General features: G+C 65.3%; 29 protein-coding genes. 9 read left to right on the top strand and 20 right to left on the bottom strand.

The annotated features are described in order from the left end of the window. Nucleotides 1-82 precede the first annotated feature (82 nt). The 9 genes from K289_RS0116985 to flgB all read right to left on the bottom strand — a co-directional run bounded on the left by K289_RS0116985 (nt 83) and on the right by flgB (nt 8,449). The gene (locus K289_RS0116985) at nt 83-790 is read right to left on the bottom strand and encodes a glutathione S-transferase (RefSeq protein WP_027552630.1); all 708 of its coding nucleotides are present in this window, start codon (nt 788-790) and stop codon (nt 83-85) included. A 248-nt stretch (nt 791-1,038) separates the two neighbouring features. Next, nucleotides 1,039-2,025, bottom strand: coding sequence for a Tim44 domain-containing protein (locus K289_RS0116990; protein WP_027552631.1), 987 nt, complete (start codon nt 2,023-2,025; stop codon nt 1,039-1,041). Between the two features lie 208 nt (nt 2,026-2,233). After that, complete coding sequence (cckA, locus tag K289_RS0116995; RefSeq protein WP_027552632.1) at nt 2,234-4,813, bottom strand: cell cycle histidine kinase CckA; 2,580 nt, start codon at nt 4,811-4,813, stop codon at nt 2,234-2,236. A 154-nt stretch (nt 4,814-4,967) separates the two neighbouring features. Further along, the gene (gene flhB / locus K289_RS0117000; protein WP_027552633.1) at nt 4,968-6,047 is read right to left on the bottom strand and encodes a flagellar biosynthesis protein FlhB; all 1,080 of its coding nucleotides are present in this window, start codon (nt 6,045-6,047) and stop codon (nt 4,968-4,970) included. A gap of 12 nt (nt 6,048-6,059) precedes the next feature. After that, a complete protein-coding gene (gene fliR / locus K289_RS0117005) occupies nt 6,060-6,830 on the bottom strand; it encodes a flagellar biosynthetic protein FliR (protein WP_027552634.1) in 771 nt (256 codons plus the stop codon). A gap of 17 nt (nt 6,831-6,847) precedes the next feature. Beyond that, nucleotides 6,848-7,111 (bottom strand): flagellar biosynthesis protein FliQ, encoded by a 264-nt coding sequence (fliQ, locus tag K289_RS0117010; protein ID WP_027552635.1) that lies wholly within the window; start codon nt 7,109-7,111, stop codon nt 6,848-6,850. A gap of 164 nt (nt 7,112-7,275) precedes the next feature. Further along, nucleotides 7,276-7,584 carry a flagellar hook-basal body complex protein FliE gene (gene fliE / locus K289_RS0117015; RefSeq protein WP_008142413.1) on the bottom strand — a complete coding sequence of 103 codons (309 nt, stop codon included), beginning with the start codon at nt 7,582-7,584 and terminating at the stop codon, nt 7,276-7,278. 16 nt (nt 7,585-7,600) lie between these two features. Next, nucleotides 7,601-8,026 carry a flagellar basal body rod protein FlgC gene (gene flgC, locus K289_RS0117020; protein WP_027552636.1) on the bottom strand — a complete coding sequence of 142 codons (426 nt, stop codon included), beginning with the start codon at nt 8,024-8,026 and terminating at the stop codon, nt 7,601-7,603. 18 nt (nt 8,027-8,044) lie between these two features. After that, on the bottom strand, nt 8,045-8,449 hold the full coding sequence (gene flgB / locus K289_RS0117025; RefSeq protein WP_027552637.1) for a flagellar basal body rod protein FlgB: 405 nt from the start codon (nt 8,447-8,449) through the stop codon (nt 8,045-8,047). A 353-nt stretch (nt 8,450-8,802) separates the two neighbouring features. Here flgB and K289_RS0117030 point away from each other — a divergent pair, with 353 nt between their 5' ends. Then, nucleotides 8,803-9,759, top strand: coding sequence for a flagellar biosynthetic protein FliO (locus tag K289_RS0117030; RefSeq protein ID WP_027552638.1), 957 nt, complete (start codon nt 8,803-8,805; stop codon nt 9,757-9,759). Next, complete coding sequence (fliP, locus tag K289_RS0117035) at nt 9,756-10,517, top strand: flagellar type III secretion system pore protein FliP (RefSeq protein ID WP_027552639.1); 762 nt, start codon at nt 9,756-9,758, stop codon at nt 10,515-10,517. Before K289_RS0117030 ends, fliP begins: the two co-directional genes overlap by 4 nt. A 229-nt stretch (nt 10,518-10,746) precedes the next feature. On the opposite strand, the gene K289_RS0117040 is transcribed toward fliP, so the two are convergent. The 3 genes from K289_RS0117040 to K289_RS0117050 form a co-directional block, all read right to left on the bottom strand. Next, on the bottom strand, nt 10,747-10,983 hold the full coding sequence (locus K289_RS0117040; protein ID WP_027552640.1) for a hypothetical protein: 237 nt from the start codon (nt 10,981-10,983) through the stop codon (nt 10,747-10,749). An 80-nt stretch (nt 10,984-11,063) separates the two neighbouring features. Beyond that, complete coding sequence (locus tag K289_RS0117045; protein WP_027552641.1) at nt 11,064-14,780, bottom strand: lipopolysaccharide assembly protein LapB; 3,717 nt, start codon at nt 14,778-14,780, stop codon at nt 11,064-11,066. Nucleotides 14,781-15,098: 318 nt separating this feature from the next. Further along, entirely contained in the window at nt 15,099-15,290 is a 192-nt protein-coding gene (locus K289_RS0117050; RefSeq protein ID WP_027552642.1) for a hypothetical protein, read from the bottom strand. Between the two features lie 365 nt (nt 15,291-15,655). On the opposite strand from K289_RS0117050, the gene K289_RS50495 reads away from it, so the two are divergent. Beyond that, nucleotides 15,656-15,829: a hypothetical protein gene (locus K289_RS50495; protein WP_156918015.1), complete on the top strand. Its 174-nt coding sequence runs from the start codon at nt 15,656-15,658 to the stop codon at nt 15,827-15,829. A gap of 10 nt (nt 15,830-15,839) precedes the next feature. Here the strand turns inward: K289_RS50495 and K289_RS0117060 are convergent, their stop codons facing one another. From K289_RS0117060 to fliL, 4 genes are read right to left on the bottom strand one after another with little or no spacing between them, the layout of a single operon-like run. Beyond that, on the bottom strand, nt 15,840-16,601 hold the full coding sequence (locus K289_RS0117060) for a MotE family protein (RefSeq protein WP_027552643.1): 762 nt from the start codon (nt 16,599-16,601) through the stop codon (nt 15,840-15,842). 9 nt (nt 16,602-16,610) lie between these two features. Then, complete coding sequence (locus K289_RS0117065; RefSeq protein ID WP_027552644.1) at nt 16,611-17,057, bottom strand: DUF6468 domain-containing protein; 447 nt, start codon at nt 17,055-17,057, stop codon at nt 16,611-16,613. Then, nucleotides 17,054-18,256, bottom strand: a complete 1,203-nt coding sequence (gene fliM, locus K289_RS0117070; RefSeq protein ID WP_027552645.1) for a flagellar motor switch protein FliM — start codon at nt 18,254-18,256, stop codon at nt 17,054-17,056. The genes K289_RS0117065 and fliM overlap by 4 nt, the downstream gene beginning before the upstream one ends. 18 nt (nt 18,257-18,274) lie before the next feature. Continuing rightward, nucleotides 18,275-18,775: a flagellar basal body-associated protein FliL gene (gene fliL, locus K289_RS0117075; protein WP_027552646.1), complete on the bottom strand. Its 501-nt coding sequence runs from the start codon at nt 18,773-18,775 to the stop codon at nt 18,275-18,277. Between the two features lie 383 nt (nt 18,776-19,158). Here fliL and flgF point away from each other — a divergent pair, with 383 nt between their 5' ends. The 5 genes from flgF to K289_RS44550 all read left to right on the top strand — a co-directional run bounded on the left by flgF (nt 19,159) and on the right by K289_RS44550 (nt 23,064). Beyond that, nucleotides 19,159-19,920 (top strand): flagellar basal-body rod protein FlgF, encoded by a 762-nt coding sequence (gene flgF / locus K289_RS0117080; RefSeq protein ID WP_027552647.1) that lies wholly within the window; start codon nt 19,159-19,161, stop codon nt 19,918-19,920. A 16-nt stretch (nt 19,921-19,936) separates the two neighbouring features. Beyond that, complete coding sequence (flgG, locus tag K289_RS0117085) at nt 19,937-20,725, top strand: flagellar basal-body rod protein FlgG (RefSeq protein WP_027552648.1); 789 nt, start codon at nt 19,937-19,939, stop codon at nt 20,723-20,725. Between the two features lie 10 nt (nt 20,726-20,735). Then, the gene (flgA, locus tag K289_RS0117090; RefSeq protein ID WP_027552649.1) at nt 20,736-21,857 is read left to right on the top strand and encodes a flagellar basal body P-ring formation chaperone FlgA; all 1,122 of its coding nucleotides are present in this window, start codon (nt 20,736-20,738) and stop codon (nt 21,855-21,857) included. Between the two features lie 3 nt (nt 21,858-21,860). After that, nucleotides 21,861-22,625 carry a flagellar basal body L-ring protein FlgH gene (gene flgH, locus K289_RS0117095; protein WP_027552650.1) on the top strand — a complete coding sequence of 255 codons (765 nt, stop codon included), beginning with the start codon at nt 21,861-21,863 and terminating at the stop codon, nt 22,623-22,625. A gap of 229 nt (nt 22,626-22,854) precedes the next feature. Further along, on the top strand, nt 22,855-23,064 hold the full coding sequence (locus K289_RS44550) for a hypothetical protein (RefSeq protein WP_035684918.1): 210 nt from the start codon (nt 22,855-22,857) through the stop codon (nt 23,062-23,064). A gap of 32 nt (nt 23,065-23,096) precedes the next feature. Here the strand turns inward: K289_RS44550 and K289_RS0117105 are convergent, their stop codons facing one another. Together K289_RS0117105 and K289_RS0117110 are read right to left on the bottom strand one after the other, a co-directional pair. Then, nucleotides 23,097-23,876, bottom strand: coding sequence for a 2-keto-4-pentenoate hydratase (locus tag K289_RS0117105; protein ID WP_027552651.1), 780 nt, complete (start codon nt 23,874-23,876; stop codon nt 23,097-23,099). 85 nt (nt 23,877-23,961) lie between these two features. Further along, nucleotides 23,962-24,990 carry an aldehyde reductase gene (locus tag K289_RS0117110; protein ID WP_027552652.1) on the bottom strand — a complete coding sequence of 343 codons (1,029 nt, stop codon included), beginning with the start codon at nt 24,988-24,990 and terminating at the stop codon, nt 23,962-23,964. A 96-nt stretch (nt 24,991-25,086) separates the two neighbouring features. Between K289_RS0117110 and K289_RS0117115 the strand changes: the two genes are divergently transcribed. Further along, the gene (locus K289_RS0117115) at nt 25,087-25,497 is read left to right on the top strand and encodes a helix-turn-helix domain-containing protein (protein ID WP_027552653.1); all 411 of its coding nucleotides are present in this window, start codon (nt 25,087-25,089) and stop codon (nt 25,495-25,497) included. Between the two features lie 280 nt (nt 25,498-25,777). Here K289_RS0117115 and dksA read toward each other — a convergent pair whose 3' ends face one another. Together dksA and K289_RS0117125 are read right to left on the bottom strand one after the other, a co-directional pair. After that, entirely contained in the window at nt 25,778-26,143 is a 366-nt protein-coding gene (gene dksA, locus K289_RS0117120; protein WP_085966600.1) for an RNA polymerase-binding protein DksA, read from the bottom strand. Nucleotides 26,144-26,357: 214 nt separating this feature from the next. Continuing rightward, nucleotides 26,358-26,969 (bottom strand): NAD(P)-dependent oxidoreductase, encoded by a 612-nt coding sequence (locus K289_RS0117125; RefSeq protein ID WP_027552654.1) that lies wholly within the window; start codon nt 26,967-26,969, stop codon nt 26,358-26,360. Nucleotide 26,970: the final 1 nt, after the last annotated feature.

Consider the following 26,970-nt stretch of genomic DNA (forward strand, 5'->3'; position numbering starts at 1 on the left):
GCCCTGATGTCTTCGGGCGTTTGATCTCGCCCGAAACGGCCGGTCCGGAACGGTGGCTGCCGCCAGTCTCCGTCCGGACCGGCTACTGGTCCAGCTCCTTGTAGCGGCGGAAGATGCCCTGCTCGTTGAAGGGAATGCGGCGGTCGCTTGCGAGATAGGCCTTGATATTCGGCCGCGCCGCGACGCGATCGTGCAGGGCGACGAGGCCCGGAATCTCCTTCTCGAAGGCCTTCATGCGTCTTGGAAATGCGTAGCGCAGCCCATCGACGATCTGGAACAGCGAGAGATCGACGTAGGTGAGCTTGCGGCCGGTGACATGGGTCCCGCCATTGTCCTCGAGAAGCTGCTCGAAATAGCCGAGATATTTCGGCACGCGCTCGTTCCAGAATTCGGCGGTGCGCTTCTTCGCCGGCGACTTCTGGTCCTCATAGTAGAGCGAAGGGCCGAGGGGATGATGGGTATCGTGGATTTCGAGCACGAAATCAGTGATCGTGAGCTGAAGCTGATGGACCCAGAGCTTGCCGCCTTCCGTCTTCGGCGCGAGCCCATGGCGGGCGCCGAGATAGAGCAGGATGTTGGCGGTCTGCCCGATCACGAGCTTGCCGGCTTTGAGGAACGGCGGCGCGAAGGGCGGCGTGTCACCATCACCATTCATCATCTTCATCATGGCGCCGCTGCCGCGCGGGCCCCGCGCCACGTCGACATAAGCGGCGCCTGCCTCCTCCAGCGCCAGCCGCACATATTCGCCGCGGCCCTGTATCTCCGGCCAGTAGTAGAGCTCGTATTTCATGGATGAGGTCCGTGAGCGTGGGTGCGACGGAACCAATGTAGCACGGGGCGGAGGGTTCCGTCAGCGCGGGTGCGGAACGACCTCACAACACGTCATTGCGAGCGCAGCGAAGCAATCCAGAGTCTTTCCGCGATGGGATTCTGGATTGCTTCGCTGCGCTCGCAATGACGGGAGGACAGAGCTGTCCGCACAACAAAAAAGAGCGCCGTGCCGAAGCACGACGCCCTTGATGTTCGATCCGCCCGCGATCAGTTCGTCTGCTGGATCGCCGACAATTCCCAAGCACCGCCCGGGCGACGAGCGAAGGTCCATACTTCGGTGACCTCGGTCGGCTGCTCGCTGCCGGCAACGATCGCGCCGGTGTTGCGGTCGACCGTCTTGTCGGTCAGCGCGAAGCGCATTGCCACGGTTGCATAGTCGGTCGCACCCTCGCGCCAGGCTTCGGCGAGATCGCCCTGCAGCAGCTTGACGTTGGTCACCTTGTTCACGGCATTGCGCGCGCGGTTCTCCGCGAGGTCCTTCTCGAAATAGGAGACCATCTCCGGCGTCGCGAGCGTGTGCAGCTTGGCCACGTCCTCGTTCGACCAGGCGGTCTGGATATCGCCGAGCAGGCGCTCGAACGCTTCATAGTCGGCCGGCTGGATCTCGAGCGGCGCATTGTTGGCGCCGAAGCCGAAGCCGCCGAGGCCGCTGCGGTAGTTCGGCTGCGGTCCGGGACCGACGTCAGCGCCGGCATAGGCGGCTTGCGGCGGCGCGTTGCGGCGCTGCCACCACGACATCGCCAGCCGCACCACGAACACCACCAGCACGATCTGGAGGATCAGGCCGAGGATCGACGACAGGCCGCCGAGGCCACCGAACAGGCCGCCACCGAACAGCATGCCGAGCAGGCCTGCGCCGAGGAAGCCGGCGGCGAGGCCGCCCAGGAAGCCGCCGCCGCGGCCGAACAGGCCGCCGCGCGCGGGCGCGGATGCGGCCGAATTCATGCCTGCGCCCGGCTGGGTGTAGGTGCGGTTGAACTGCGACGTCGAGCCCGGCGCCGTCGAGGTCGACGGTGGCGCCGTATAGGTTCGCGAGCCGCGCGAACCCGACGAGAAGCCGCCGCCGACGCGGGCGTCGGCGGATGAGATCGCGAGCGCGGTCGGCAGCGCGAGCGCCAGCACGACGGCAATCGTCTTCACGAAACTACGGCTACGTTGCGAGAAATTCATGTGCGTTTCCCAAATCCCCGGCATGGGGACGTGCCCCTAAGATGGTCAGCCTTCTATAAAAGTGAAGCTGCTTTTGGAACCCCCGGCTGCGGCCCTCAGTCGCGGGGATGGCGCAAAAGCCCGCATTTCCCGGGGTTTGGAGGGGGGGACGGGTGGAACCGTGGTCGCGGGTTACCGGCGCCTTTCCAACGGAATCCGGCTCGCTGCGCTCGCATCCCTCAACAGGGATGCATCACCCCGATTTCGTCATCGTCTCCTTCACCGCTTCCACGAGCTGGCTCAGCGTGAACGGCTTTGGCAGGAAGTCGAACTGCTGGCCTTCGGGCAGGCTCTTCTCAAAGGCGTCTTCGGCGTAGCCCGAGACGAAGATGAACTTGATGTCGGGATTCTTTTCCCGCATCGCCTTGAGCAAGGTCGGGCCGTCCATCTCCGGCATCACGACGTCCGAGACGACGAGATCGATGGCGCCGCCCTGCTCCTCCAGCATCTCCATCGCCTCGACGCCGTTCTCGGCCTCGACCACGGTGTAGCCGCGCGAGCGCAGGCCGCGCGCGTTCAGTGCGCGCAGGCCCTCTTCGTCCTCGACCAAGAGGATGGTGCCCTGCCCGGTGAGATCGGTGCGCGGCTTGGCTTCCACGGGCGCAGCTTCCTTCGCTGCACCGTTGGCTGCACCAGTCGCGGCGGCCGGCTGCTCGACCTGCGCGTCGGGCTCGGCATGATGGCGCGGCAGGAAGATGTGGAACGAGGTGCCCTGCCCCGGCTCGGAATCGACATAGATGAAGCCGCCGGTCTGCTTGACGATGCCGTAAACGGTGGAGAGCCCGAGGCCGGTGCCCTTGCCCACTTCCTTGGTGGAGAAGAACGGCTCGAAAATCTTGTCGCGGATATCGGCGGGAATGCCGGTGCCGGTGTCGGCAACCTCGATCCGCACATACTCCGCCGCCGGCATTCCCTTGTAGGCGAGCTTGCCTGCGTCCTCGGCAGAGACGTTGGCGGTGCGGATGATGAGCTTGCCGCCCTCGGGCATCGCGTCGCGCGCATTCACCGCGAGATTGACGATGACCTGCTCGAACTGGGAGACGTCGACCTTGACCGGCCAGAGGTCGCGGCCGTGGATCAGATCGAGCTTCACCTTCTCGCCGATCAGCCGGCGCAGCAGCATGGTAAGATCCGAGAGCGCATCGCCGAGGTCGAGCACCTGCGGCCGCAGCGTCTGGCGGCGCGAGAACGCCAGCAGCTGCCGCACCAGGGTGGCGGCGCGCGTGGCGTTCTGCTTGATCTGCATGATGTCCTGGAACGACGGATCGGTCGGCTTGTGCGCGTTCAGCAGGAAATCGTTCGCCATCATGATGGCGGAGAGCACGTTGTTGAAGTCGTGGGCGATGCCGCCGGCGAGCTGGCCGACCGTCTCCATCTTCTGCGACTGATTGATCTGGTTTTCCAGCGCGCGCCGCTCGGTGGTCTCGAGCATGTGCACGATCGCGGCTTCGGCGTCGTTCTCGGCTGCATCGACCGGGGTGACGAAGAACTGGCCCCAGCGCTCCTTCGATCCTTCCAGCGCCACCTCGACCGGCGCGATGTCGGCCTGGCCTTCGGCTGCCTGGTTGATCGCCGCGATCAGCAAATGCCGGTCGCGCGAATTGATCGCGCGGAAGATCGACTTGCTGGCGCTGTCGAGACCGAGACCCTGCGCCAGCTTGGCGTAGCGCGCGTTCGCCCGGACGACGTTGCCGCCACGGTCGACGGTGGCGATCGCCATCGGCGTATGATCGAAGAAGCGCATGAAGCGCACTTCGGCGGCGCGGTCGGGATCGCTGCGCTCGTCGCGGGCGCGGCTGATGACAAGCGTACGCGAGGGCCCCGGAGCGCCGTCGGCGCCGAAAGCGAGCTTGTGGTAGAGCCGCACCGGCATCGTCCGGCCCGTGCGCATGCGAAGGTCAATGTCGAAGACTTCGGTCTTCACCTCGCCCGGCACCGCCACGATCGAGGTGAGCAGCGAGGCGCCATCGCCGGAGACGATGTCGGTGAGCTTCAAGCCGCCGGAGCCGATCTCGGCGAGATCGTAATCGAGCCAGTTCGCCAGCGTCGCGTTGACGTAAGCCAGCTCGCCAGCCGGATTGACCGAGAAGAAACCGCAGGGCGCGTGGTCGAGATATTCGATCGCGTGCTGGAGCTCCTGGAACACGTCCTCCTGGCGTTCGCGGTCGCGCGTGATGTCGGCGATCGACCACACTGCGTATTTCGCCTCGCGCTTTCCGGTGCCGAGCGGACGCACGCGCATGCGCAGCCAGCGGCCCTGGCTGCCGTCATGGCCGGAGATGCGCACCTCCTCCTGCTGTCGCTTGCCTTCACGCGCAGCTTTCAGCAGGCGGAACACGGCTTCAGAGACGTCGGGGTTGCCGATGAAGACGCGCTCGACGGGGCGCACATCCTGCGGGCCGGAGGCGCCGGTCAGCGTCAGATAGGCGGCGTTGGTGTAGACTACATGGCCGCGAGAGTCGGTGACCGCGAGCCCGTCGAAGGCGTGATCGGATATGCGGGCGATGATGGGATCATCGAGATTGCGGTCGGCGAAGCGGATGATGCCGGCGGCGAAGGCGAACAGGTTGAACAGCCCGACCATCGCCAGCACCGCGAGGATGCCAAGGATGTAGGGCTGCGCCTGCGCGCGCCCGAGCGTCATCAGGCCGACGGCAACCGCGACGAGCCCGGCGGCCACCAGCAGCACAAGCGCGATGCTGCCCGAGCGCGGCGACGGCTCATGCGCCGCAGCGGGCTCGCGTGTCTGGTCGTGGTCGGTCTCGGCGGTCATCTCAAGCGGGCGCAGCCTGTCGGCAGATTACGAACGCGCCACGGGGCACGCGGGGACTTCCCTGCCTGAATCGGACCCGCGGGCGCAAGGGCAGCAAGGGTGAAAGGTACGCTGATTCCCAGATTACAGCCATTTCCGGTGCTTTTCGGGGATTTTATCCCCGTCCGGCGCCAAATCCGCGCTTCAGCCGCATCACGTAGCCGATGACTTCGGCGACCGCATGGTAGTGCTCGGTGGGGATTTCCTGGTCGATTTCGACGGTGGCGTAGAGCGCGCGGGCCAGCTGCACGTTCTCGACGATCGGAATATCGTGCTCGCGCGCGATCTCCCGGATCTTGAAGGCGAGATTGTCGACGCCCTTGGCGACGCAGATCGGCGCCGACATGCCGCGCTCGTAGGACAGCGCCACCGAATAGTGGGTCGGGTTGGTGATGATCACCGAGGCCTTCGGAACCGCAGCCATCATGCGCTTCTTGGCGCGCTGCTGCCGGAGCTGCCTGATCTTGCCCTTGATGTGCGGGTCGCCTTCGGACTGCTTGAACTCCTCCTTGATCTCCTGGAGCGACATCTTCTGCCGCTGGAACCAGCTTCGATACTGGAAGAAGTAGTCCGCGATCGCGACGATGGCGAGCGCCGCGACCACCGCGCCGAGCAGGTGGATGGTCATGCTGGTGGTCGCGCCCAGCATGGCGGCCGGATCGAGCTTGACCATTGCCTCCATGCGATGCCGCTCCGGCCACAGGATCATGGTCATGACGGTGCCAAGCGCGATCAGCTTGCCGATACCTTTTAGGAAGTTCGCCGCGGCCTGCTTGCCGAAGATGCGCTTGAAGCCGGCGGCGGGCGAGAGCTTGCTGAACTTGGGTTTCAGGGATTCGGCCGACCAGACCAGGCGATGCTGGAGCATGTTGCCGGCGATTGCCGCGAGCGCCAGCATCAGCAAAGGCACGCCGATGGCCGCGAGCACCACGAATTCGAGTTGCTGCATCAAGGCGAGCAGGCTCCTGCCGTCGGTCTTGATCATCCAGGAATTGGCGAGCAGGTTGCGCATCGGCATCACCAGGCCGCCGCCGATCGAGCCCGAGAAGGTCGAGACCACGAGCGTGCCGCCCGCGATCACGAACCAGGTGGTGATCTCCTGGCTTTTGGCAACGTCGCCGCGCTCGAGCGCCTCGTCGAGACGCTTTTGCGTCGGGTCTTCTGTTTGACTGTCGGGATCGTTGTCTTCCGCCATAGACGATCCCTCCTACTTGAGCGGCATCATCTGGTGCATGACACCGATGAAGTAGTCGAGGAAGGTGCCCATCATTGCCGCGATCACCACGCCGAGCACCAGGAAGCCGGCGAAGATCGAGAGGGGCATGCCGACGAAATAGACCTGCATCTGGGGCATCAGCCGCGCCAGCACGCCGAGCCCGATGTTGAAGACGAGCCCGAACACCAGGAACGGCCCGGAGAGTTGCAAGCCGAGGCGGAACGCGGCGGCGAAGGCGCGCGTCGCCAGCGAAGCGACGTCGCCGCTCGATACCGTCTCGCCCGGCGAGAAAATCGTGTAGCTGTCGTTCAGCGCGGCGATCACGAGGTGATGGCTGTCGGTGGCGAACAGCAGCGTCACGCCCAGCATGGTGAGGAAATTGCCGACCAGCACGCCCTGCTGCCCCTGGGTCGGATCGACCGAGGTGACGAAGCCGAGCCCCATCTGCTGCGCGATCACCGAGCCTGCGACTTGCAGGGCCGCGAGCGTCACGCGCGCGGTTGCTCCCAGCACGATGCCGATCACGATCTCATGCAGCATCATGACCAGAAGCGGCGCGAGCGAGCCCATGTCGACATGGTAGGCGTTGCGATGCAGGGGCAGGATGATCAGCGTGAGCAGCAGCGCGATCGACAGCTTCACCCGCGTCGGAATGTTGGTCTCACCGAGGCCCGGCAGCAGCATCACCATCGCGCCGACCCGGGCGAAGGCGAGCATGAAGGCCGCGGCGAGCGCCGGCAGCAGCGAGACGTCGATGCGCATGGTTTACGCATCATGCCTCAGCCGCCGATGATTCGCGACGAGATCCGCATCATGTGGGCGTGGAGCGAATCGGCCATGAACGGCAGCGCCAATAGCAGCGTGGCGAAGATCGCCAGGATCTTCGGCACGTAGATCAGCGTCTGCTCCTGGATCTGCGTCAGGGCCTGGAACAGCGACACGATCACGCCGACCACGAGGCCGACCACCATCAGCGGCGACGACACGATCACGATCGTCCAGATGGCGTCGCGCGCGACGTCGAGGGTCTCAGGTCCGGTCATTGCAAGCTTCCTCTGCTCATTCCTCGCCTCCCCGCGATTGTGACCGGGGAGAAACGCCCTACCCCGTCATTGCGAGCGAAGCGAAGCAATCCAGACTGCCGCCGCGGAAAGATTCTGGATTGCTTCGCTGCGCTCGCAATGACGATTGGGGCGAACGCCGAAAATCAAATCGGCATCTTCATGATGTCTTCATACGCCGCGATCACGCGGTCGCGGACCGAGACCAGCGTGGACACCGCAACGTCGGTGTCCGCGACCGCGGTGACGACATCCATCACGTTGGCCTTGCCGGCGGCCATCGCCACCGTCTGCGCGTCGGACTTGCGGCCCGATTCCATGACGCTGCCGACAGCATCCTTGAGGAGCGAAGCAAAGGATTGCCCGCTCGCTTCGCTGCCCTTGCCGGCGCCGCTGTTTTCCAGCACCCGCGCAAGATTCGCATAGGCATTTGCGGCGATTGTCGGTGAAGCCATGGCTCAGATGTCCTGTTCAGGTCTTGAGGATGTCGAGCGTGCGCTGGATCATCCTGCGCGTCGCACTGATGATGTTGAGATTGGCCTCGTAGGACCGCTGCGCGTCGCGCATGTCGGTCATTTCGACCACCGAGTTCACGTTGGGATATTTGACGTTGCCGCTCGCGTCCGCCGCCGGATTGTTCGGCTCGTACTTGACGCGGAAGTTGGACTGGTCCGGCCGGATCTTGCCGAGAGTCACGACCTGCGCGTCGAGCGTGCGGTCGAGCGCGGAGGAGAAAGTCGGCACCTTGCGCCGGTACGGATCGCCGCCGGCAGACGGCGAGGTCGAATCTGCGTTGGCGATGTTTTCCGAGATCACCCGCATGCGCCCGGCCTGAGCGCGCAGGCCGGAGGTCGCAATCGCCATCGAGCGGGCAAAGTCGCTGCTGTCATTCGCCATGATCTGCCCCCTTCAGCCCTAACCCTTGCCGATCGCGGTCTTGAGCAGATGCAGGCTCTTCGAATAGAGCGAGGTCGCCGCCGCGTAGTCCATCTGGTTGCTGGCCGCCTTCATCATCTCTTCCTCGAGGTTGACGGCGTTGCCCGCTGGGCGAGTCTCGAAGCCCGCATTCCTGTTCTGGTCGAAGCCCGATGGGGCGCCGGTCGGCGTCATGTGCGAGGCACTGGTGCGGGCGAGCGCCAGGGGGCCCATCGACCCGGTGACGGCGCCGGTCTTGTCGAGTTTCGGCTCGACCAGGTCGCGGGGCCTGAAATTGGGCGTATCGGAATTGGAGACGTTTTCGGACAGGACGCGTTGGCGTTCCTGGTGCCACTGCATCTTGGTCCGAAGCGCCGAGAGCACCGGGAGGTCGTTGATGGACATCGTTGCGGCTCCTTCCGCCATCCGGATCTGTGTCCGGAGCTAGGCAGAATTTGCCGCGTGTATGGTTAACGGGTGGTTAAAGCGATGCAGGCCGCATATTCCGGGGAGGCCCATGCATTGTGTTCCCGTAATTCTACGCCTCCCAAAAGCCGCATTAACCCAACCGCTTGGCGGCCTGCGCCGAGCCCAAGAAGTCGTTTTGGATCGGGCGATTCATGGGTTATTAAGAGTTGGGGACGGCAAAGCTTGCCGTGGGATGTTAAGAGATCGCAGTTTTGGGGCAATCGGACGCCGGTGGTCGGCGGAGCTGACCATGGGTGGCACGCGAAAAGCGCCATTTGCCGGGGACAAGTATGCAAGGTAGCCCGATAACCTTCATCGTCGCGTTCATCGTCGTTCTGGCGCTGATCGGCGTCGCCGCGTGGCTGGTTCGGCGATTCGCCTCCAGCCGGCTCGGCGCAAACACCCAGCGTGGCAGGATGCCCCGGCTTGCCGTGATCGATGCGGCCGCGGTCGACGGCCGCCGCCGCCTCGTGCTGGTCCGGCGCGACAATGTCGAGCATCTCCTGATGATCGGCGGCCCCACCGACATCGTCGTGGAGCCGAATATCGTGCGCGCCGCCCCGAGCCGCGACCAGCTTCCGCAACGCGCAAACGCGGCCGAGCCGCCGCGGCTTGCCCCGATGCCGGACACGAGCGCCTGGGCCGACGAAGTACCGCGGCCCGAGTTGCTCGATCATCCCGAGCCGCCGATGCCGGAACCGCCGCCGCGGCCCGCGCGCCCCTCCTTCGCAGACGAAGTGCGCCGACCTGCCCCCGTGCTGGGCGAGCGCCGCAACGATCCGCTCGCCGGCTTCCCCGAGCCGGTCACACCGCGCCCCGAGCGCGAGGTGCGTCCCGAGCCCATGCCGCCGCGCGTTGCACGCAGCGAGCCGCCGCTGATGCCGCGCCCGCCGCGCCAGAGCGAGCCGGCGAAGGTGCCGCCGGTGCGCGCCGCTGCGCCGCCGCCTCCGCCTGCCCCGCAGGCTCCGCCCGCGCCGCCGCCAGCTGCTCCCGCCCCCTCGAGCGCCGAGCAGAATCTCGCCGAGATGGCCCAGCGGCTCGAGGCCGCCCTGCGCCGCCCGGCCGGTGACAGCGCCCCTCCCGTTGCGCCCGAGCCGCCGGCCGCCCCGCCTGCTCCGCGCGCGGCACGCAGCGAGCCGCCGGCACCACCGGCCCCGCCCGCGAAGCCAGCTCAGGAAAAGACCAGCTTTGAAAACCTCGAAGACGAGATGGCCTCGCTGCTCGGCCGTCCGAAGCCGTCTTCGTGAGGCTGCCGGCCCTTCCGCGTAGAGTTCTTTGTCTTTCTGTCCTGATCGGCGCGGCATCGCTCGCGATGCCTGCGCATGCGCAGGACATCAGCATCAATCTCGGTGGTGGTGGTCAGGGTGGCGGCGGCGTCACCGAGCGCGCGATCCAGCTCATCGCGCTGCTCACGGTGCTGTCGATCGCGCCGTCGATCCTGATCATGATGACGTCGTTCACGCGAATCGTGGTCGTACTATCGCTGCTGCGCACCGCGATGGGCACGGCGACCGCGCCACCGAACTCGGTGATCCTTGCGCTCGCGATGTTCCTCACCTTCTTCGTGATGGGGCCCGTTTTGCAAAAATCCTATGACGAGGGCATCCGCCCGCTCGTCGCCAACCAGATCAGCGTCGAGGACGCGCTGCAGCGCGCCTCGGTCCCCTTGCGCGGCTTCATGCAGAAGAACGTACGGGAGAAGGATCTGAAGCTGTTCCTCGACCTCTCCCGCGAGCCGCCGCCGGCCACGCCTGACGAACTCGCGCTGCGCATCCTCGTCCCGGCCTTCATGATCTCCGAGCTGAAGCGCGCCTTCGAGATCGGCTTCCTCCTGTTCCTCCCCTTCCTGATCATCGACCTCGTCGTCGCCTCCGTGCTGATGTCGATGGGCATGATGATGCTGCCGCCGGCAACGATCTCGCTGCCGTTCAAGCTGATCTTCTTCGTGCTGGTCGACGGCTGGTCGCTGGTGGCAGGAAGCCTGGTGCAGAGCTACGGGGGGTGACGGACCGGCGAGGCGCCTCCCGTCCATCATCATCGCGATCGCGAACGCGCATCCTCTCCACAGCCAACGAAAACCTCCAACTTCTCCCCGTCATTGCGAGGAGCACTTGCGACGAAGCAATCCAGACTGCCGCCGCGCAGAGAACCTGGATTGCTTCGCTGCGATCGCAATGACGGAGGGCGTTGCGACGGCTCGGCCGCGCCATGCGCGGAGCCGAACTCCCGGTTCCCTACCCCTGCAAGTCATATTGCTTGCTGAGGTGATCGCCGATCTGCACCAGCATGGCGACGCATTCGGGAAAGCCTGGCCGGTCGACCGTGGTCTGATCGGCGGCTGCACGGAACTCCCAGCTGTCGCCGTCGCGGATGATCGAGATGGTCATGCCGTCCGGACAGTCGGCATGGACCTTCAATTCCGCCCGCGCCATGGCGATGAGTTCGGCTTCGGTCTTGGCAGGCTTGCTCATTTCAACTCTCTCCCGGCATGAACGCCCACAGGTTGCCGCTTCGATGGGCACCTGTCGAGAGGCCGAAGGTAGCGGGGATCCTACCGCGTCATCTTGATCTGGCGCACGACCGGAATCGTCGGCAGCGAGCCGGTGTGCTCGGTCTCGTCCTTGGCCTGCGGCGCCGCTGGCGCACGCGCGGTGGCGTCGGGGAACCTCTGCTTCATCTCGCGCAAGAAGCCGTCGAGGGTATCGACGCTGGCGGCGAGCTTGGCGATCTCGGCGAATTCGGCGCTGGAGGCTGCAGCCGGCTTGCTCGCGATGTCGAAGGCGAGCCGGTCGGCGCTCTCGCTCATCAAGGGCGCGTATTTCTCGCGAAAGCGTGCGAGGCCAATCGTGTCGTCGGCGAGCGCGTAGCCCACCGCGGCGCGGATCACGTCGCTCTTCTCGACCGCATTGAGCGGCTTGAAGTCGCGGAAGCGGTCACCGTAGTAGAGCTCGATCTGCTCGGCGGACTCGCGCCAGCGCCGCGCCGCCCAGAAGATGTCGGAGCGGAGCCGGATCACCTCGCGCCCGGTGACGTTGGAGACGATGTCGAGCGCGAGATCGTGGCGGCCGACGTCGCTCTGCGCGCGCGCCTCCAGCAGCAGGCGCTGCTGGCGCAGCTCGCCGGAGAGATCGCTGATGCGGCTGGCGCGAAGCGCCGAGATCGCCATGTCCGGCTTGCGATTGGCGAGATAGACCATGGCGAGGCGCGCGGCGACCTGGGCGCGCGCCGCGCCTTCGAGGCGATGATCGACCTGGTATTGCAGGAGCTCTGCGGCCTGGTCGAGCAGATCGATCGAGGCCAGACGGTCGGCAAGGCGGCGGATCAATTCGTCGCCGCGCCGGCCGATCGGCGTCAGCTCGCGGAACTCGTAGAACATGCCGAGCGCCTCGATCGGCGGCAGCTCGTCACCCTTCGGCCCGAGGAATATCTGCGTGAAGAGTTCCGAGGCGAGGTCCTGCGCCTGGCGCGAAGCCTCGGCGTTCGGCTGCAGCTTGGTTGCGGTGCGCGCGGCAGCAAGCGCATCCCGATAGCGCCCCATCTCGGCATACATCTTCGCCAGCATCTGGAGCGTCTTCACCTCGATCGAATCGCCCCGCCAGGTCATCGCCAGGATCTCGAGCTCGCGCAGCGCGTCGTCCTTGGTGATCTCGTCGCGCTTCTGCCGGAGCGCGATCTCGAGCTGCTTGGCCTCGGCCGCAGCCTGCCGGTCATCCGAGGCAACCGCGAATTTGTAGTCGTCGAGCGCGTCCTTGTCGTGGCCGAGCGCCTCGGCGAGCCGGCCGCGCAGCACGGCAAAGCCGGGCGCCGCCTCGGGCGGTACGCCGACCACCTCGATCTCGCTGCGGCGCTTGGAGGCGCCGGCATAGTCCTTCACCTCGAGCGCGGCGCGCATCGCATCCATCGTCACGATGCGCTGGATGTCGAGCGGCAGCGAGGCGATGGCGAATTCGACGTTCTTGAACTTCTCGCGCGCATCCGCCCATTTGCCCTGGCGCGCGAACGCGAGCGCCTTCCAGAGCTGCGAATCGTGGCTGTTGCCGATCACGGGATTGGCGAGATCCTTCAGGCCCTGCGTCGGACGGCCGATCAGGATGCTCGCGATCGCATGCATGATCAGCGCGCCGCTCTCCTCCTTGTTCAGGGGATCGCTCAGCATGACGTCGGTGATGGCCTTGGCCTCGTGATACATGCCGCGCGACATGTAGAACTGCGCGAGATCGAGCCGCGGCAGCGAGCGCTGTGCCGGTTCGACGGCCGAGATTGCCGTGACCAGATCGTTCTGACGCGCGATGAAGTTCTCTGACTGGCCCTTGCGCCAGCCTTCCGGACTGAAGATCGGCCGCACTGCGGTCGGCGCGCGTTCGGCGGAGATGTCGACCGGCGACAGCGTCAGGCCGCCCTTCTTGCCGAGGATAACTTTGTCGGACCCGACCTCGACGCCGACCTCGTCGGAATTCGGCCGGATGGCGATGCCGTGCGCGGATTCCAAGAGCGAGAGATCGACGAGATCCTGACGCTTGATGAAGCCGCGGATCGGGCGCTGCGCGGTCACGACGTAGAGCGTGTCACCGGCGTCGGGATCGGCGAGCTTGTGCAGATGGCCGGGGCCAGCGAAGGGGATCGCGATGTTGGCAAGCGCCGGATCGGTGATGTTGCGCGAGATCATCAGCGGCAGCGGCGTCGCCTGGATCTTGTCGGCGAGCGTCAAGAGCCAGTTGGTCTCCTTGCCAACCTCCTCGCTCGTCAGCGAGTAGACCAGCGGGCGGGTGAGACGGATGCGGACCGCCTGCCCCTGGTCGAGCGGAAGGCGGCCGACCTCGCCGATCATCGCACCGCCCTTGGCACGGATCGCCTCGACGTCGATCGGCTTCGGAGAATCGAACACCAGCCACACAGTGTCGCCGCGACGGAACGCCGCCGCGGGAGACGAGACCTGAAGCGGAAACGTGACGCGCAGACCGTCGCTGTCGCGCCGAACGTCGACGCTGGCCGCGGCTGCTTGCGGCGCTGCCGGAGCCTCGGCAGGCGCGGCCTTGACGGGCTCCTTGGCGCTCTCCTTGACCGGCTCCTTCGCGGCCTCGTTCACCGGCTCCTTGGGCGTCTCGACAACCGCTTGAGTTGCCGGGGTATAGGGAACTGCCGGTGCAGCAACTTCGGCGGTGGGCGCCACAGACTTGGGCGCCTCCGCAGCGTGCGGCGCTTCGACAGCCGACACGGCGGGTACGACTTCCGGCTTGCTGTCAGGCTTGATCTCGATCCTGGCCTCGCGCGCGATCGCCTCTGACGTCGGCGGCGTGATCTCGCGATGGGTCTCCTTCGGCTTCTCAGCCGCGGGCTTTTCGGCGGCAGGATGCGCTCCATGCGCAACAGCAGGCTTGGCCTGCGCGATCACCGCCTCGGGCGTCGCAGCGGCCTTGCCCTTGTCCGCCTGGAAGGCGACGTCGACGACGTAGTTCTTCTCGTCGCGGAACGAGTGGACGTCGGCATCGCCGATCAGCACGATGTCGACGGTGGTCTGGTCGATGTCTGCCTTCTGCTTGATCGAGGCGACGTTCGGCGGCGCGGCGACGACCGCATCGGCCAGGTCGAAATTGAGGTTGGCGTTGAAGGCGAGCGTGAGCTTCTGCTCGTTGAGCACCGAGGAGACGCCGACGCCGTCGGGCATCTCGAACACGAAGCGTACGAAGGTCGGCTGCACCGAGGCGCGCACGCGGATCGGCGGACGCTTCTTGGTCTCGGCCGCGGCCCGCTGGGCGCGCAGCGCACGCTCGGCGACCCGCGCGCGCTCGGCCAGCTCCTTGACCACGTCCATCGGCAAAGGCGGCGGCGCTCCTTTCCAGCCCTCCGGCAGGAGGTCGATGAAGGTCCGTTCGCCCGCATTCATGGTGTTGACGGTGACGCGCCGCGCCAGCGACAGCCGGATCGCTCCGCCGTCGGGATCGCGGCGGGCGGAGTTGACGTAGTCAGGCGCGCCTTCCGGGACGCGGTCGACGGGAACGTCGACCGGCCGGTCGAAGCGGATGATGAGGATCGAGCCGGCGGTCGTCACCTCGGAGGGAACATCTTCACCGAGCTTGATCACGAGACGGGCAAAGCCGCCCGCGGCCGAAAAGGTCGCCTCACCCCGGATCGGATCGGCCGCTCGGGCCGCGCCGGTGCCGATCAGGAGACAGGCCGCCAGCATGGATGCCTTGCGGACATGACGCGGCAAGGCTCGCGCCAGGGCGCGGGCTCGCGACACAAATCCAGCGGCGGCCTTCTGCGCCATTGGCGGCATTGCTTCCGGGTTCGACAGTCCTTGCCGGCAATGGCGCCGGCCCGTGCCATCGACTGTAGGTTTTGCCAATTAAGGACTTGTTAATGCTGTCTTGACGAATTGACTTGGCAGTGACCTGGCAGTGACTTGGCGCAGCGTCGCGACGCCCGGCTGTGAGCTCAAGCGTTGGCGCATCGAATCTGCGGAACCGGCGCTTAAGGGGTTGTTAACACTCTGCCGTCGCGCGCCCGGACACCGGCCGGATGCGCCGCCCGGTCGTCATGACATCGCGGGGTGATCGCAATCCGCGGCAAAGGTGCGAAATATTCTCTAATTCGGTCTGCGGACGAGATCCGCCGCGGCGGAATGCTCCTGCGACGAAAGCTCGCCGTCGGCTTCCTCCAAGGGCAGCATGATGTGCTGATGGGTCAGCGTGGCTGTCCAGGCGTACGTCAATGTGACGATAAGCAGACGGTTGACGGCCTCGATCGCGCGTTCCGCTGCGGACGAGCACTGGTTCATTGCTCCCTCCCGCGACGCTGATTGCGGATAGTTCACCCTAAGATATTCCGTTCAAGGCAAGTGTATTCCAGCTCACAATTGAACGCGTCAACTCATCGCATCCCTACAAGATGAAGCTCGCGATCACCGCAGCCGCAGCGTGAATTGCTGCGCACGGCAAATTCATGCGGTTGCCGCGCGCGCCCGCACAACCCCGGATTCGTTGCGGACAATGAGCGACTCAGACTGCATTGAGGATGTCGCCGCGACGCAAATTCGGATTGGTCAGCTTGGGGGGTCGATCGATGCGCGGAGAAGCCAACTGCATTGTGTGCAGCAGAGCGAGAGCACTGGTGGCCATTGTTCCAGTGTCTCGCGGATATGCCATGAAGCTCTACGAATGTGCCGATTGCCACAGCACGCTCAATCTCGTGACCCGCGTCACGAAGGCGGCGGTTGCCAGGCAAAAATTGAAGACGGCGCTTCCCGGCAAGACGTTGCTCAACTTGACGACTGCGAGGCTTGCCGCACAGAGCGGTCAGCCGCGGCCGGCGAAATAGACGCGCGACGTCAGTTCGGCTTTTGCGTCGGCTTGCCGTCGATCTTGGGAAGATCGGCCGCGGAAGCGGCCTGATCCCCGCCGCCGTTGGCACGGCGCGCCATCTCGACCGTCAGCCGCTCGGCGGCTTCCGGCGACATCAGTCCCATGATGTCCGACATCTTTCGCGGGGCGATCTGCGAGGCGATCTCGATCAGCACGCTCATCTCGAGCCGATCGAAGACCCGCGCGGCATCCTTCGGCTTCATGCCCTCATACATGGTGACGAGGCCTTTCATGCGCTGGGCCTCGGCGGCCTTCTGCTCGGCCGCGGTCGCGGAGATGCGGGATTCCACCGCCTTCATCTCCTCGACCTTGGATTCGATGCGCTTCTCGGCCGACTTCAGCAGGCTCTCGCGGATATCGATCTCGCGCTGACGGGCCTCGATCTCCTGGCGGCGCGTCTGCAACCGTTCGAGGATCGCCCGCTCGGAGGCCGAGACCTGCGGCTGGGCCTCCTCCGGCTTGATCACCGCGCCCTCGGGCCTGGTCTCGGGCGCGGCGGGCTTGGGGGCCTCTTTCGGCGCCCCATGCGTCGATCCCGTGATGTCAGGATCCTCGCGCCCGGTCGGGAAATTCAGATTCTCCTGCGCCCAGGACTTCTTGGTCGGATTCGGCTGGTAATCGAACACATAGCCGCCGTTGATCACGAGGCCGGCCACCTTCAGCGTGGCGAGACCTGCGACCGCAATCAGGACGACGGGAATGACGCGGATATTACGAAAGGACTTCATTCCTGCACTTTATGCGGCCAGACCATTGGACTTCCTGCGCTCGGAGAACGCTTCGGCCGCCGCCGCCACCGCCTTCGCCGAGGACGGCTTGGCCACCGGCGCGGCGATCGTTTCCGGATTGGTCACGGGGCGCGCGGCGATCGCGATCTTGGAGAGGCGGCGCACCACGTTGTCGGCCTCGCCGAGCTGCTTGTAGAGCTGGTCGGACATCTGGGTCGCGGCGGCGAGCTGGCTGCCGAGATTCTCGTTGACGTCCCGCACCGCGAGCTTCAGCCCGCCGATCGCACGCTCGGCGATCTCGGTCGCAGTGATCAGCTCGGCGATAACGGCCTTCAGCGAATGCTCATCCGCCTTCAGCCGCGTCAGCCGCTTGTTCAGCAGGATGCAGTAGCCGATCGTCAGCATCAGCAGGATAGCCACCAGCGTCTCGATCGCCATTCCCAGGGAGTGATTCATGGGGCCTCCATCATCTTGTTCTGTTCGTCCACCTTCTCGAACATCGCAAGTGTCGTACCTGGCTTGCGCAGGGGTTTCGTCACGCGGATCGCGACCCGGTCGCCGACCCGCCCCATCCGCCCCTCGGTGAGCATGACGTTGCCGCAGCGCACGCTCACGTTGGCGTCCGCGCGCATTTCGAGCGGCAGCGTGTCGCCGACCTTCAGCCGCATCAGCTGCTTGAGCGGAATATCGGCCTCATAGAGCACGGCATCGACGGCGATCTCGGCCTGCGCAATCTCGGTGGCGAAATGGCCTTCCCAGATCGTGTCGCGGCCGAACTTTTCGCCCATGAACATCTGGAGCAGGACGCCCCGGATCGGCTCGATGGTCGCGTAGGGCAGCAACAGCTCGATATTGCCGCCGCGATCTTCCATGTCGATGCGCAGGCGCACCAGGATCGCGGCGTTGGCGGGCCGGCTGATCGCGGCAAAGCGCGGATTGGTCTCGAGCCGATCGATCGTGAAGGTCACCGGCGACAGCGGCCGGAACGCCTGCTCGGCGTCGGTCAGCACCACCTCGACCAGGCGCTTGACCAGCTCGGTCTCGATCGTGGTGTAGGGCCTGCCCTCGATGCGGAGCTGGCTCGTACCGCGACGGCCGCCGAGCAGCACGTCGATCATCGAATAGATCAGGTTGGAGTCGACCACCGCCATGCCGAAGTTTTCCCACTCCTCGGCCTTGAACACCGAGAGCACGGCCGGCAGCGGGATCGAGTTCATGTAGTCGCCGAAGCGCACCGAGGTGATGCGGTCGAGCGAGACTTCGACGTTGTCCGAGGTGAAATTGCGCAAGGACGTCGTCAGCAACCGCACCAGGCGGTCGAAGACGATTTCGAGCATCGGCAGACGCTCGTAGGAGACCATCGCCGAATCGATGATGGCGCGGATGCCGGAATGGTCGTCCAGCGTGACGTCGCCGACCGCGAAGCCGAGGAGATTGTCGATCTCCTCCTGCGACAGCACGCGTTCGCCGCTATTCTTGCCGGTGCCGAGATCGCGGCTGCCGTCCTCGACCATGGCCGCCCATTGCAGGGCCATGGTCTCGGATAGTTCGTTCTCGGCAGCAGCCTTCGCGGCCTCCGCGGGATCCTCGGAATCAAGCGAGGCCTCCCATTGGGCGGCTATGGCATCCTGGTCGACTTGATCGTTGCCCGCCATGGCGCTAGCCCATCAGCCTCACTGCACCACGACTTCCTTGAACAGCACCGCGCTGACCTGAATCGGCGCGACCGCTGCGTTGACGCGCTTGGTCAACTCCTCCTTGAGACGGAAGATGCCGGCGGAGCCGTTGAGGTCGGAGGGGCGCAGTTCCCGGACATAGGTCTGGAAGATGTCGGTGACGCGCGGCATCGTCGGCTTGATTGCCTCGATCTGCTTCTCTTCCTTCAGCTCCAGCACGATCTTCAGCCGCAGATATTGCACGCGCTCGCCGGGTGCGCCGGCGAGGTTGACCATCATGTCGGGCACATCGACGAAGGCCGGCGGCTTCGGCGGGGGCGCCGCCTCGGCATGATGCTCGTCGTCGCCGTGGCGGAAGAAGAAGAACCAGGTCGCGGCACCGCCGCCGAGGACAGCGAGCAGACCGACGGCCATGATGATCAGCTTGAGCTTGTTCTTCGGAGCAGCGGCTTCCGCGCCCTCAGCGGCTGCGCCGCCTTCCGCTTCGTTCTCTGCCATGGTCGCCGGGCTCGCTCATCTTAACGGGTCGTAAGAGCGAAGCCCCCTGGCAGACAGTGACGCGATACAAATGCCCCAGCGCAATGCGCTCCTCTTACGTGCAAACGCTACGGTAATAATGGTTAACGGAACCTTTCGATCGGCCCGTCGCTAGGAAAAATCTGCCGGGCAAACATGGTCAACAGAACCTTTCTGCCGCCTCCCGGCACCGGCGAAAAATTCACAAACCATTGTAATCAAGCGATTTTCTGAGTTGGCACGGCTTTCGCTGAGAAAGGGCCGAGACCCGACGGTTTGGGAGAGCCTGATGGTCTCGTTCAAGGGGTCCGCCAAGGCGCTTGGGAGAGCGACGAGGCAGGCCTCACTCAGGGGAGAACCATCCGATGCAGAACGCGCTTCTGATCGGCCTGTCACGGCAGATGACGTTGGAACGGCAGATGGATGTCATCGCCAACAACGTCGCCAATGCCAATACCAACGGCTTCAAGGCCGATCATTCGCTGTTCGAGGAGTTCCTCAACTCGAACGCGCATGAAGACAATTTCCTCGGGTCCGACCGCCGGGTCTCCTATGTGCAGGACCGCGGCACCTTCCGCGACATCGGCCAGGGGCCGATGGAGGCGACGAACAACCCGCTCGACATGGCGATCAACGGCAACGCCTATTTCGCCGTGCAGACCAATGGCGGCGAGAGCTACACCCGCGACGGCAAGTTCTCCCTCAACAACACCGGCCAGCTCGTCACCTCCGACGGCAACCTCGTGCTCGGCACCGGCGGCCCGATCACCTTCCAGCCGACCGACCACGACATCAACGTCGCCCCGGACGGCACCGTCACCGTGCTCGAGGGTACGGCAAAGACCGATTCGATCCGCGGCAAGATCCGCATGGTGTCGTTCGACGATCCGGCCAAGCTGACCAAGCTCGGCGCCAATCTCTATGGCGCCGGCTCGGCCACCCAGCAGGCCGACACCAAATCCACCGTGCAGCAGGGCTACATCGAGAAGTCGAACGTCAACGCGGTCGGCGAGATGAGCCGGATGGTCGAGGTGATGCGCAGCTACACCGCCATCGCCAACCTGCTGCAGCAGCAGAGCGACCTCCACAAATCGGCGATCGAGAAGCTCGCCGACGTTCCGGCCTGATTAGGGGAGAACTGACATGCAGGCGCTTCACACCGCAGCGACCGGAATGGCGGCACAGGAACTCAACGTTCAGGTGATCTCCAACAATATCGCCAACCTGCGCACCACCGGCTTCAAGAAGCAGACCGCCTCGTTCCAGGACCTGATCTACGAGCACGTCCGCCGCGTCGGCGCGCAGTCGTCCGACCAGGGCACCATCCTGCCGGTCGGCGTCGACATCGGCGGCGGCGTCAAGACCGTCGGCACGCCGCGCAGCATGACGCAAGGCACGCTGTCGCAGACCGGCAACGACCTCGACCTCGCGATCTCGGGCGAAGGCTTCTTCAAGATCCTGATGCCCGACGGCACCTACCAGTACACCCGCGACGGCACCTTCCAGATGGACAACCAGGGCCGCATCGTCACCGCGCAGGGCAACCCGGTGCAGCCGACGATCACGATCCCGAACAACGCCTCGGGCCTCACCGTCAACGTGCAGGGCCAGGTCTCGGTGACGCTGCCGGGCTCGTCGAGCTCGACCATCCTCGGCCAGATCGGCCTCACCCGCTTCATCAACAAGGCCGGCCTGCAGCCGGTCGGCAACAATCAGTTCACCGAGACGCCCTCCTCCGGTCCGCCGCAGGACGGCACCGCGACCGCCGAGGGATACGGCAACATCACGCAAGGCAGCCTCGAGCAGGCCAATGTCGACGTCGTCTCGGAGATGAGCGACCTGATCGCCGCCCAGCGCGCCTACGAGATGAACGCCAAGGTGATCAGCGCCGCCGACCAGATGATGCAATCGACCACGGCACTGTTCCGCTGAGGTGATGACGATGCTCCGCACGACGCTTGCCACCATCTCCATCCTCGCCGCGCTGGCGCTGCCGGCTCAGGCCGCCGACGACGGCATCGCCGCGCCGACGCTGCGCGCGAGCGTCACCGTCACCTCCGACGTGGTGCGGGTCGGCGATCTCATCGACAACGCCGGCTCGGCCGCGCTGATCCCGGTCTACCGCTCGCCCGACCTCGGCACCACCGGCGCGCTGCCGGTTGCGCAAGTCCTCTCGGTGCTGCGCGCAAAACAGGTGATCGGCGTGATGACCGGCGACATCAAGGAGGTCTCGGTCACCAGGCTCGCCCGCACCTTCGCCAACAAGGACCTCGAGCTTGCAGTCGCCTCGGCGCTGGAGCGCCGCTTCGGCCTCGGCGATGCCGCCAACATCACCGTGACCTTCGACCGCGGCGTCTCCGAGCTGCGGCTCGATGCCTCCAACACCGGCGCGCTCCAGCCGGTCGCGACCCGCTACGACGCGCGCAGCGGCCGCTTCGACCTCAGCTTCGAGATCGCCAACGACAACAATCCGGCCCCGACCAAGCTGCGCTTCACCGGCACCGCGATCGAGACCGTCGAGGTCGCCGTGCTCACACGCGACATCGAGCGCGCCGAGCTGCTCAAGGCCTCCGACCTCGCGCTGGAGCGCCGGCCGAAGGCGGAGGTCATCGGGGAGCCCGCCTCGCGCGACCGCACCGTCGGCATGCAGCTGCGCCGTCCGATGCGGGCCGGCACACCGATCCGCGTCGCCGACATCGTCAAGCCCGACTTCGTGCAGCGCGACCAGAACGTCACCATCATCTACCAGGTACCCGGCCTCTACCTCACCACGCGCGGCAAGGCGATCGAGAGCGGCGCCGAGGGCGACACCGTCAGCGTGCTCAACCTGCAATCCAAGCGCACGCTGACCGGCGTCGTGACCGGCCGCGGCCAGGTCACAGTGCAGGGCGCGAGCCAGTCCGCGCCGGTGGCGCCGGCGGTGGAGCAGACCTCGTCGCTCCAGCGCGAGACACCCGCGGCCGCAGCCCTCGCGCAGAGCCTGATCCAGACGCCTGCCTCCCCGGCCCAAATCGCACAAGCCCAGATTCCGCAAGTTCAAGTCTCGCCAGCAAAGTCAGAGTAAGTCATGTCCACGTTCAGTTCCGCTGCCCGTCTTCGTCGCATCGCGATCTCCGGCCTGCTGCTGGCAACCTGTGCGCTTGCAAGCGGCTGCTCCTCGATCGATCGGCTATCGCAGATCGGCGAGCAACCAAGACTGTCGGCGATCGACAATCCGACCACGCAGCCCGGCTACAAGCCGGTGCAGATGCCGATGCCGAAGCCGGAAGTGGTCTCCTACAATCCAAACTCGCTGTGGCGGAACGGCAGCCGCGCCTTCTTCAAGGATCAGCGCGCCCACCAGGTCGGCGACCTCCTGACGGTGACCGTGAACATCACCGACAAGGCCAACATCGAGAACGAGACCCAGCGCAGCCGAACCGCCAAGGAAGATTCGGGGATTACCGATTTCATCGGCTCCAAGACGATCACGCAGCCGCTCAAGATCCTGCCCGGCCGCCTTCTGACCACGGACTCGACATCCTCCGCCGACGGCAAGGGCTCGGTCAATCGCCAGGAAGCGTTGCAGACCAACGTGGCAGCGGTCGTCACCCAGGTGCTGCCGAACGGCAACCTCGTGGTCGAGGGCAAGCAGGAGATCCGCGTCAACTACGAGATCCGCGAACTCGTGGTCGCCGGCATCGTCCGCCCCGAAGACATCCAGAGCGACAACACCATCGACTCCAGCAAGATCGCGCAGGCCCGCATCGCCTATGGCGGCCGCGGCCAGATCATGGACGTGCAGCAACCGCGCTACGGCCAGCAAGTCATGGACGTGCTGCTGCCCTTCTAACTTCTTTAAGAGCTCCCACATCGTGTTCGCGAACCTAGGCGCGGACGACGATGTACTACGCGGCCCTCGCTAGCTCCCCTGGCGAGGGCCGCATGTATTTTGCGAAGGCAGCGATGTCGAGCGCTCGACGAATTCCGGCAATAGAAACCTTCCGGGATTTAGTGAGCTCCTTCACACGGAACTTGAACACGCCGGCGTAAGCTCAGCATTGTTTAGCCGAGTGTTTGCGATGGACGAAGAATTCTGCCGGGAGCGTCTCAGGACCGTCCGGGAGCTTGCCGAGACGGCCGATCCCCTCATCAAGAAGCGCCTCATGGATTTGGCCCGCCATTACGAGCGGCGCATCGCGATCGGCGCACGGGAAAGGGAGGTCCCGGGATCAGAGCCGCGAGGATCACAGGGCCAGCTCTTGGTATCGACGTCGAAGCCACGCCCCTGAAGCGCAATGGGTGCCGCGGAGATGTCGGCCCCTTAGCTGAACTCTGCCTCCACCACGCCCAGCCCCTCCAGCTCCATCCGCACCTTGTCGCCGGGTTTCAGCCACAGCGTCTTGACCAGACTGCCTGTCAGCACGAGCTGGCCGGCATGCAGCCCCTTGCCTTCGGCGGCGAGGTGATTGGCGAGCCAGGCGAGCGCGTTGTGGGGATGGCCGAGCACGTCGGCGCCGGTGCCGCGGCTGACCTCCTTGCCATTGACGATGGCGCGGCCCTTGACCGCTTTCAGGTCCGCCATGGACGTGCGTTCGACCGCCGGTCCCAGCACACAGCCGGCGGCGAAGAAATCGTCCGCGATCAGCGTCGGCGCGCCCATGCTCTCCCACTCCACGTAGCGGTCGTCGACGATCTCGATCGCGGGGTGATAGGCCTCGACCGCCTCGCCGACCCATTCGGCCGTGAAAGGCGCCTCGCCGGGCGCAAGATCGCGCTTCAGCCGCACCGCGATCTCGCATTCGACCCCGACGCGGACATAGTCGGACGCGGCAAGCTTCACGCCGCTGTCGTGCACGACCTTCTGGAACACACCGCCGCCGCAGGGGTGCGGGATGCCGATATACTCCTGCATCACCTGGCTGGTGCAGCCGATCTTGTAGCCGACGAGCGGGCCGACCTGCTTGAGCAGGAGATCATGCAGCGCGCGCTGGACCTGATAACCCTCAGCCTCGTCGGCCGGTGGAACCTCCAGCGCCTTGAGTGGTGCACGGTTGCGGCGCGCCTGCGCGATCGCCTTTGCGGCTTCGAGAATTTTATCCATCGGCGCCGCCCTCCCACGCTACCCTACTGTGCGACGCACTTCAGCATCCCCGCCCCGGCCTGACAAGCGCAGGCGGTGCCAGGCCTCAGGCCTTGACCAGGCCGAGCCGGATCAGGCTTTCAGCCGTGCTGAGGATCGCCTCCTCGTTGGAGCGCGGCTGCCAATCGAGCAGCCGCCCTGCCTTGGCGCTGGTGGATTTGCGGACCTTGCCGAGCATGGGCACGACCGCGCGCAGCAGGGGAACACGGCGCGCGGCCAGGCGGACCACCCAGTCCGGGGCCTGCAGCCGTGGAACCCGGCGCGCTCGCGACCCGAGTTCCCGCCGCAACACCCGGGCGATGTCGAGAATCGACAGCGTCTCGCCGGAGACCGCAATGAAGCGATCGCCCTTGGCCTCCGGCGCGGTCATGGCGCGCAGGTGTAGGTCGACCACGTCGCGCACGTCGACCAGCCCGAAATAGATCCGCGGCACCGCCGGCATGGCGCCGTCGAGCAGCGATTTGACGATCTCGATCGAGCCGGAGAAGTCCGGCCCCAGCACGGGGCCGAAAATGCCGGTGGGGTTGACGACCGACAGTTCCAGCCCGCCGCCCTCGCGCGCGACGAAATCCCAGGCCGCCCGCTCGGCCAGCGTCTTGGACTTCACGTAAGGCTGCACATCGGCGCCATCGAGATTGGTCCAGTCGGTCTCGTCGAACGGCGTTTCGCGCGGCGGATGACCGTAGCCGATCGCGCCCAGCGACGAGGTGATGACGACGCGCCTGACGCCGGCGTCGCGCGCGGCCCGCAACACCCGCAGCGTGCCGTCGCGGGCCGGGATGATCATCTCGTTCTCGTCCTTCGGCAGGTTGGTCGACAAAGGTGAGGCGACGTGCAGCACGTAATCGCACCCCTCGACCGCTTCGCGCCAACCGTCATCTTTGGTGAGATCGGCCGTAAAGAACGACAGGCTTTCGGGCGAAGCCGCCCCGCCCTCGCGCAGCATCGCTGCTACATCAGCCTTCCGATCCGGCCGGCGGACGGTGGTCCGCACCGCATGGCCGGCTGCCAGCAATTGCAGGACGGCATGGATGCCGACGAAACCAGACCCGCCCGTGACCAGTACAGTGCTCATGTCGCAAACCCCTCAATGATCCGGGGCCGGCAAATTCGTTCCACCGCGCCCTGCTACGGGCCGCATCTGGTCACTATCTCCTTGGGAACAAGTAGAATGAAATTCGAGACCGGTATGGAAAACCTGACTGCGGCGCCTTGCGACGGCGATTGCGACTGCAGCTCTGACCCGGGGCTGCTTGCCGAGTTCAAGCACGCGATCCATGCGCTCGGAGGCAAGTGGAAGCTCGAGATCCTGTTTTCGCTGATGAACGGAACCATGCGCTTTGGCGCGTTGCGGCGCTCGATCGCCGGCATCACTCAGCACATGCTGACCACGCAATTGCGCGAATTGGAGCAGGACGGCCTGGTGTCACGCACCGCCTTCGCGGAGAAACCGCTACGGGTCGAATACGAGCTGACGGAGGCGGCCTACGGCCTGTTGCCGGCGTTTAAGGAATTGTTGAGCTGGTCCAGGGTTTATGGGGGCGCGCGCCTCGCGGTCTTGCAGGCGACGCCGGAGGCGTGATTTGCGGCGATGTGTGAAGCCGCAGAACAGCCGCCTCAACCGCCGAGTCGAACTCATTGACCCGACTCGCAAAACCTTCCGCACCTGAAGTGAAGGCTGTCTCTCATGTGAACTCACGTGAGTTCGCAGGAGTTGAGTCTAGGCCATTGATCACGATTCATTTTTCGCGATCGCGACCCGGCATTGGAACGTTCGGCTTCGACCTGCAGGCAAAAGACCAGTCACGGCGCGAAGCTGCGCGTTCGTGTCAAAAAAAGAGCCGCACGCGGCGGCTCATCTTTTATTCGTCGCGATAGACCTTCTCGCGTTTCTCGTGGCGCTCCTGCGCCTCCACCGAGAGCGTCGCGATGGGCCGGGCCTCGAGCCGCTTCAACGAGATCGGCTCGCCGGTTTCCTCGCAATAGCCGTAGGTGTTGTCCTCGATGCGCTGGAGCGCGGCGTCGATCTTGGCGATCAACTTGCGCTGGCGGTCGCGGGCGCGGAGTTCGATGGCGCGGTCGGTTTCGGACGATGCCCGATCGGCAAGATCGGGGTGGTTCACGTTCTCCTCCTGCAGAGCCTGCAGGGTGAGCTTGGACTCTTTGAGGATCTCATCCTTCCAGGCGAGGAGCTTCAAACGGAAGTACTCCTTCTGCCGGTCGTTCATGAAAGGCTCTTTTTCGGTCGGTCGGTAGTTTTTCAACTTTTCCAAGGGCGGCCTATCTTTTTAAGCAACGACTCGCAACGAAACGGGTCCGTTGAGCCGGGCCTTATATAGCGGCCTCCTGTGACAGACAATATTTCCCTGAGCATGCAGTTACCGCCCCCAAGCCCTTGCACAGGAACGTTTATCCGGAAGAGCCCGGGGGCGGCCGCGGGGCTCAGTAACCGACCGTGAAACGCCGTTTCAGATGAGCCGGACGCTCGATCTCATCGGCGAGTGCGATGGCGTAGTCGGCGAAGGTGATCCAGCTTTTCCCGTTCGCATCTGCGAGAAGCTGATCGGTCCCGAGCCGGAACTTGCCCGTGCGTTCCCCTTCAATGAACAGCGCGGAGGGCGAGATGAAGGTCCAGTTGAGGTCCTTCTCCTGCCGCAGCAGGTCGAGGAACACCGAACCTGCCTCGGCCTCGGCCTTGTATTGGGCCGGAAAACCGGGGGTTGTGACCAGCTTCACGCCCGGAGGAACTTCGAGGCTGCCGGCGCCGCCGACGACGAGATAACGACCGACCCCGGACGCCTTGGCTGCGCCGATCAGCTTGTAGGGATCGCTGGCCAGGAAGTGCACGGAACTTACCGCGACGTCATGCCCGGCGAAGAGCTTGGTCAGGCCGACCTGATCGAGCACGTCTCCCTTGGTGGGCGTAACGTTCGGCAGCGCAGCAATCTTCTCGGGGTTCCGGGCAATGGCGGTCACGCTATGACCGCGGCGGGACAGTTCCTTGGTGATCTCCGACCCGGCCCTGCCCGAGGCGCCGGCAACAGCAATTTTCATG

The organism is Bradyrhizobium sp. Cp5.3 (assembly GCF_000426265.1).
Classification (GTDB): domain Bacteria; phylum Pseudomonadota; class Alphaproteobacteria; order Rhizobiales; family Xanthobacteraceae; genus Bradyrhizobium; species Bradyrhizobium neotropicale.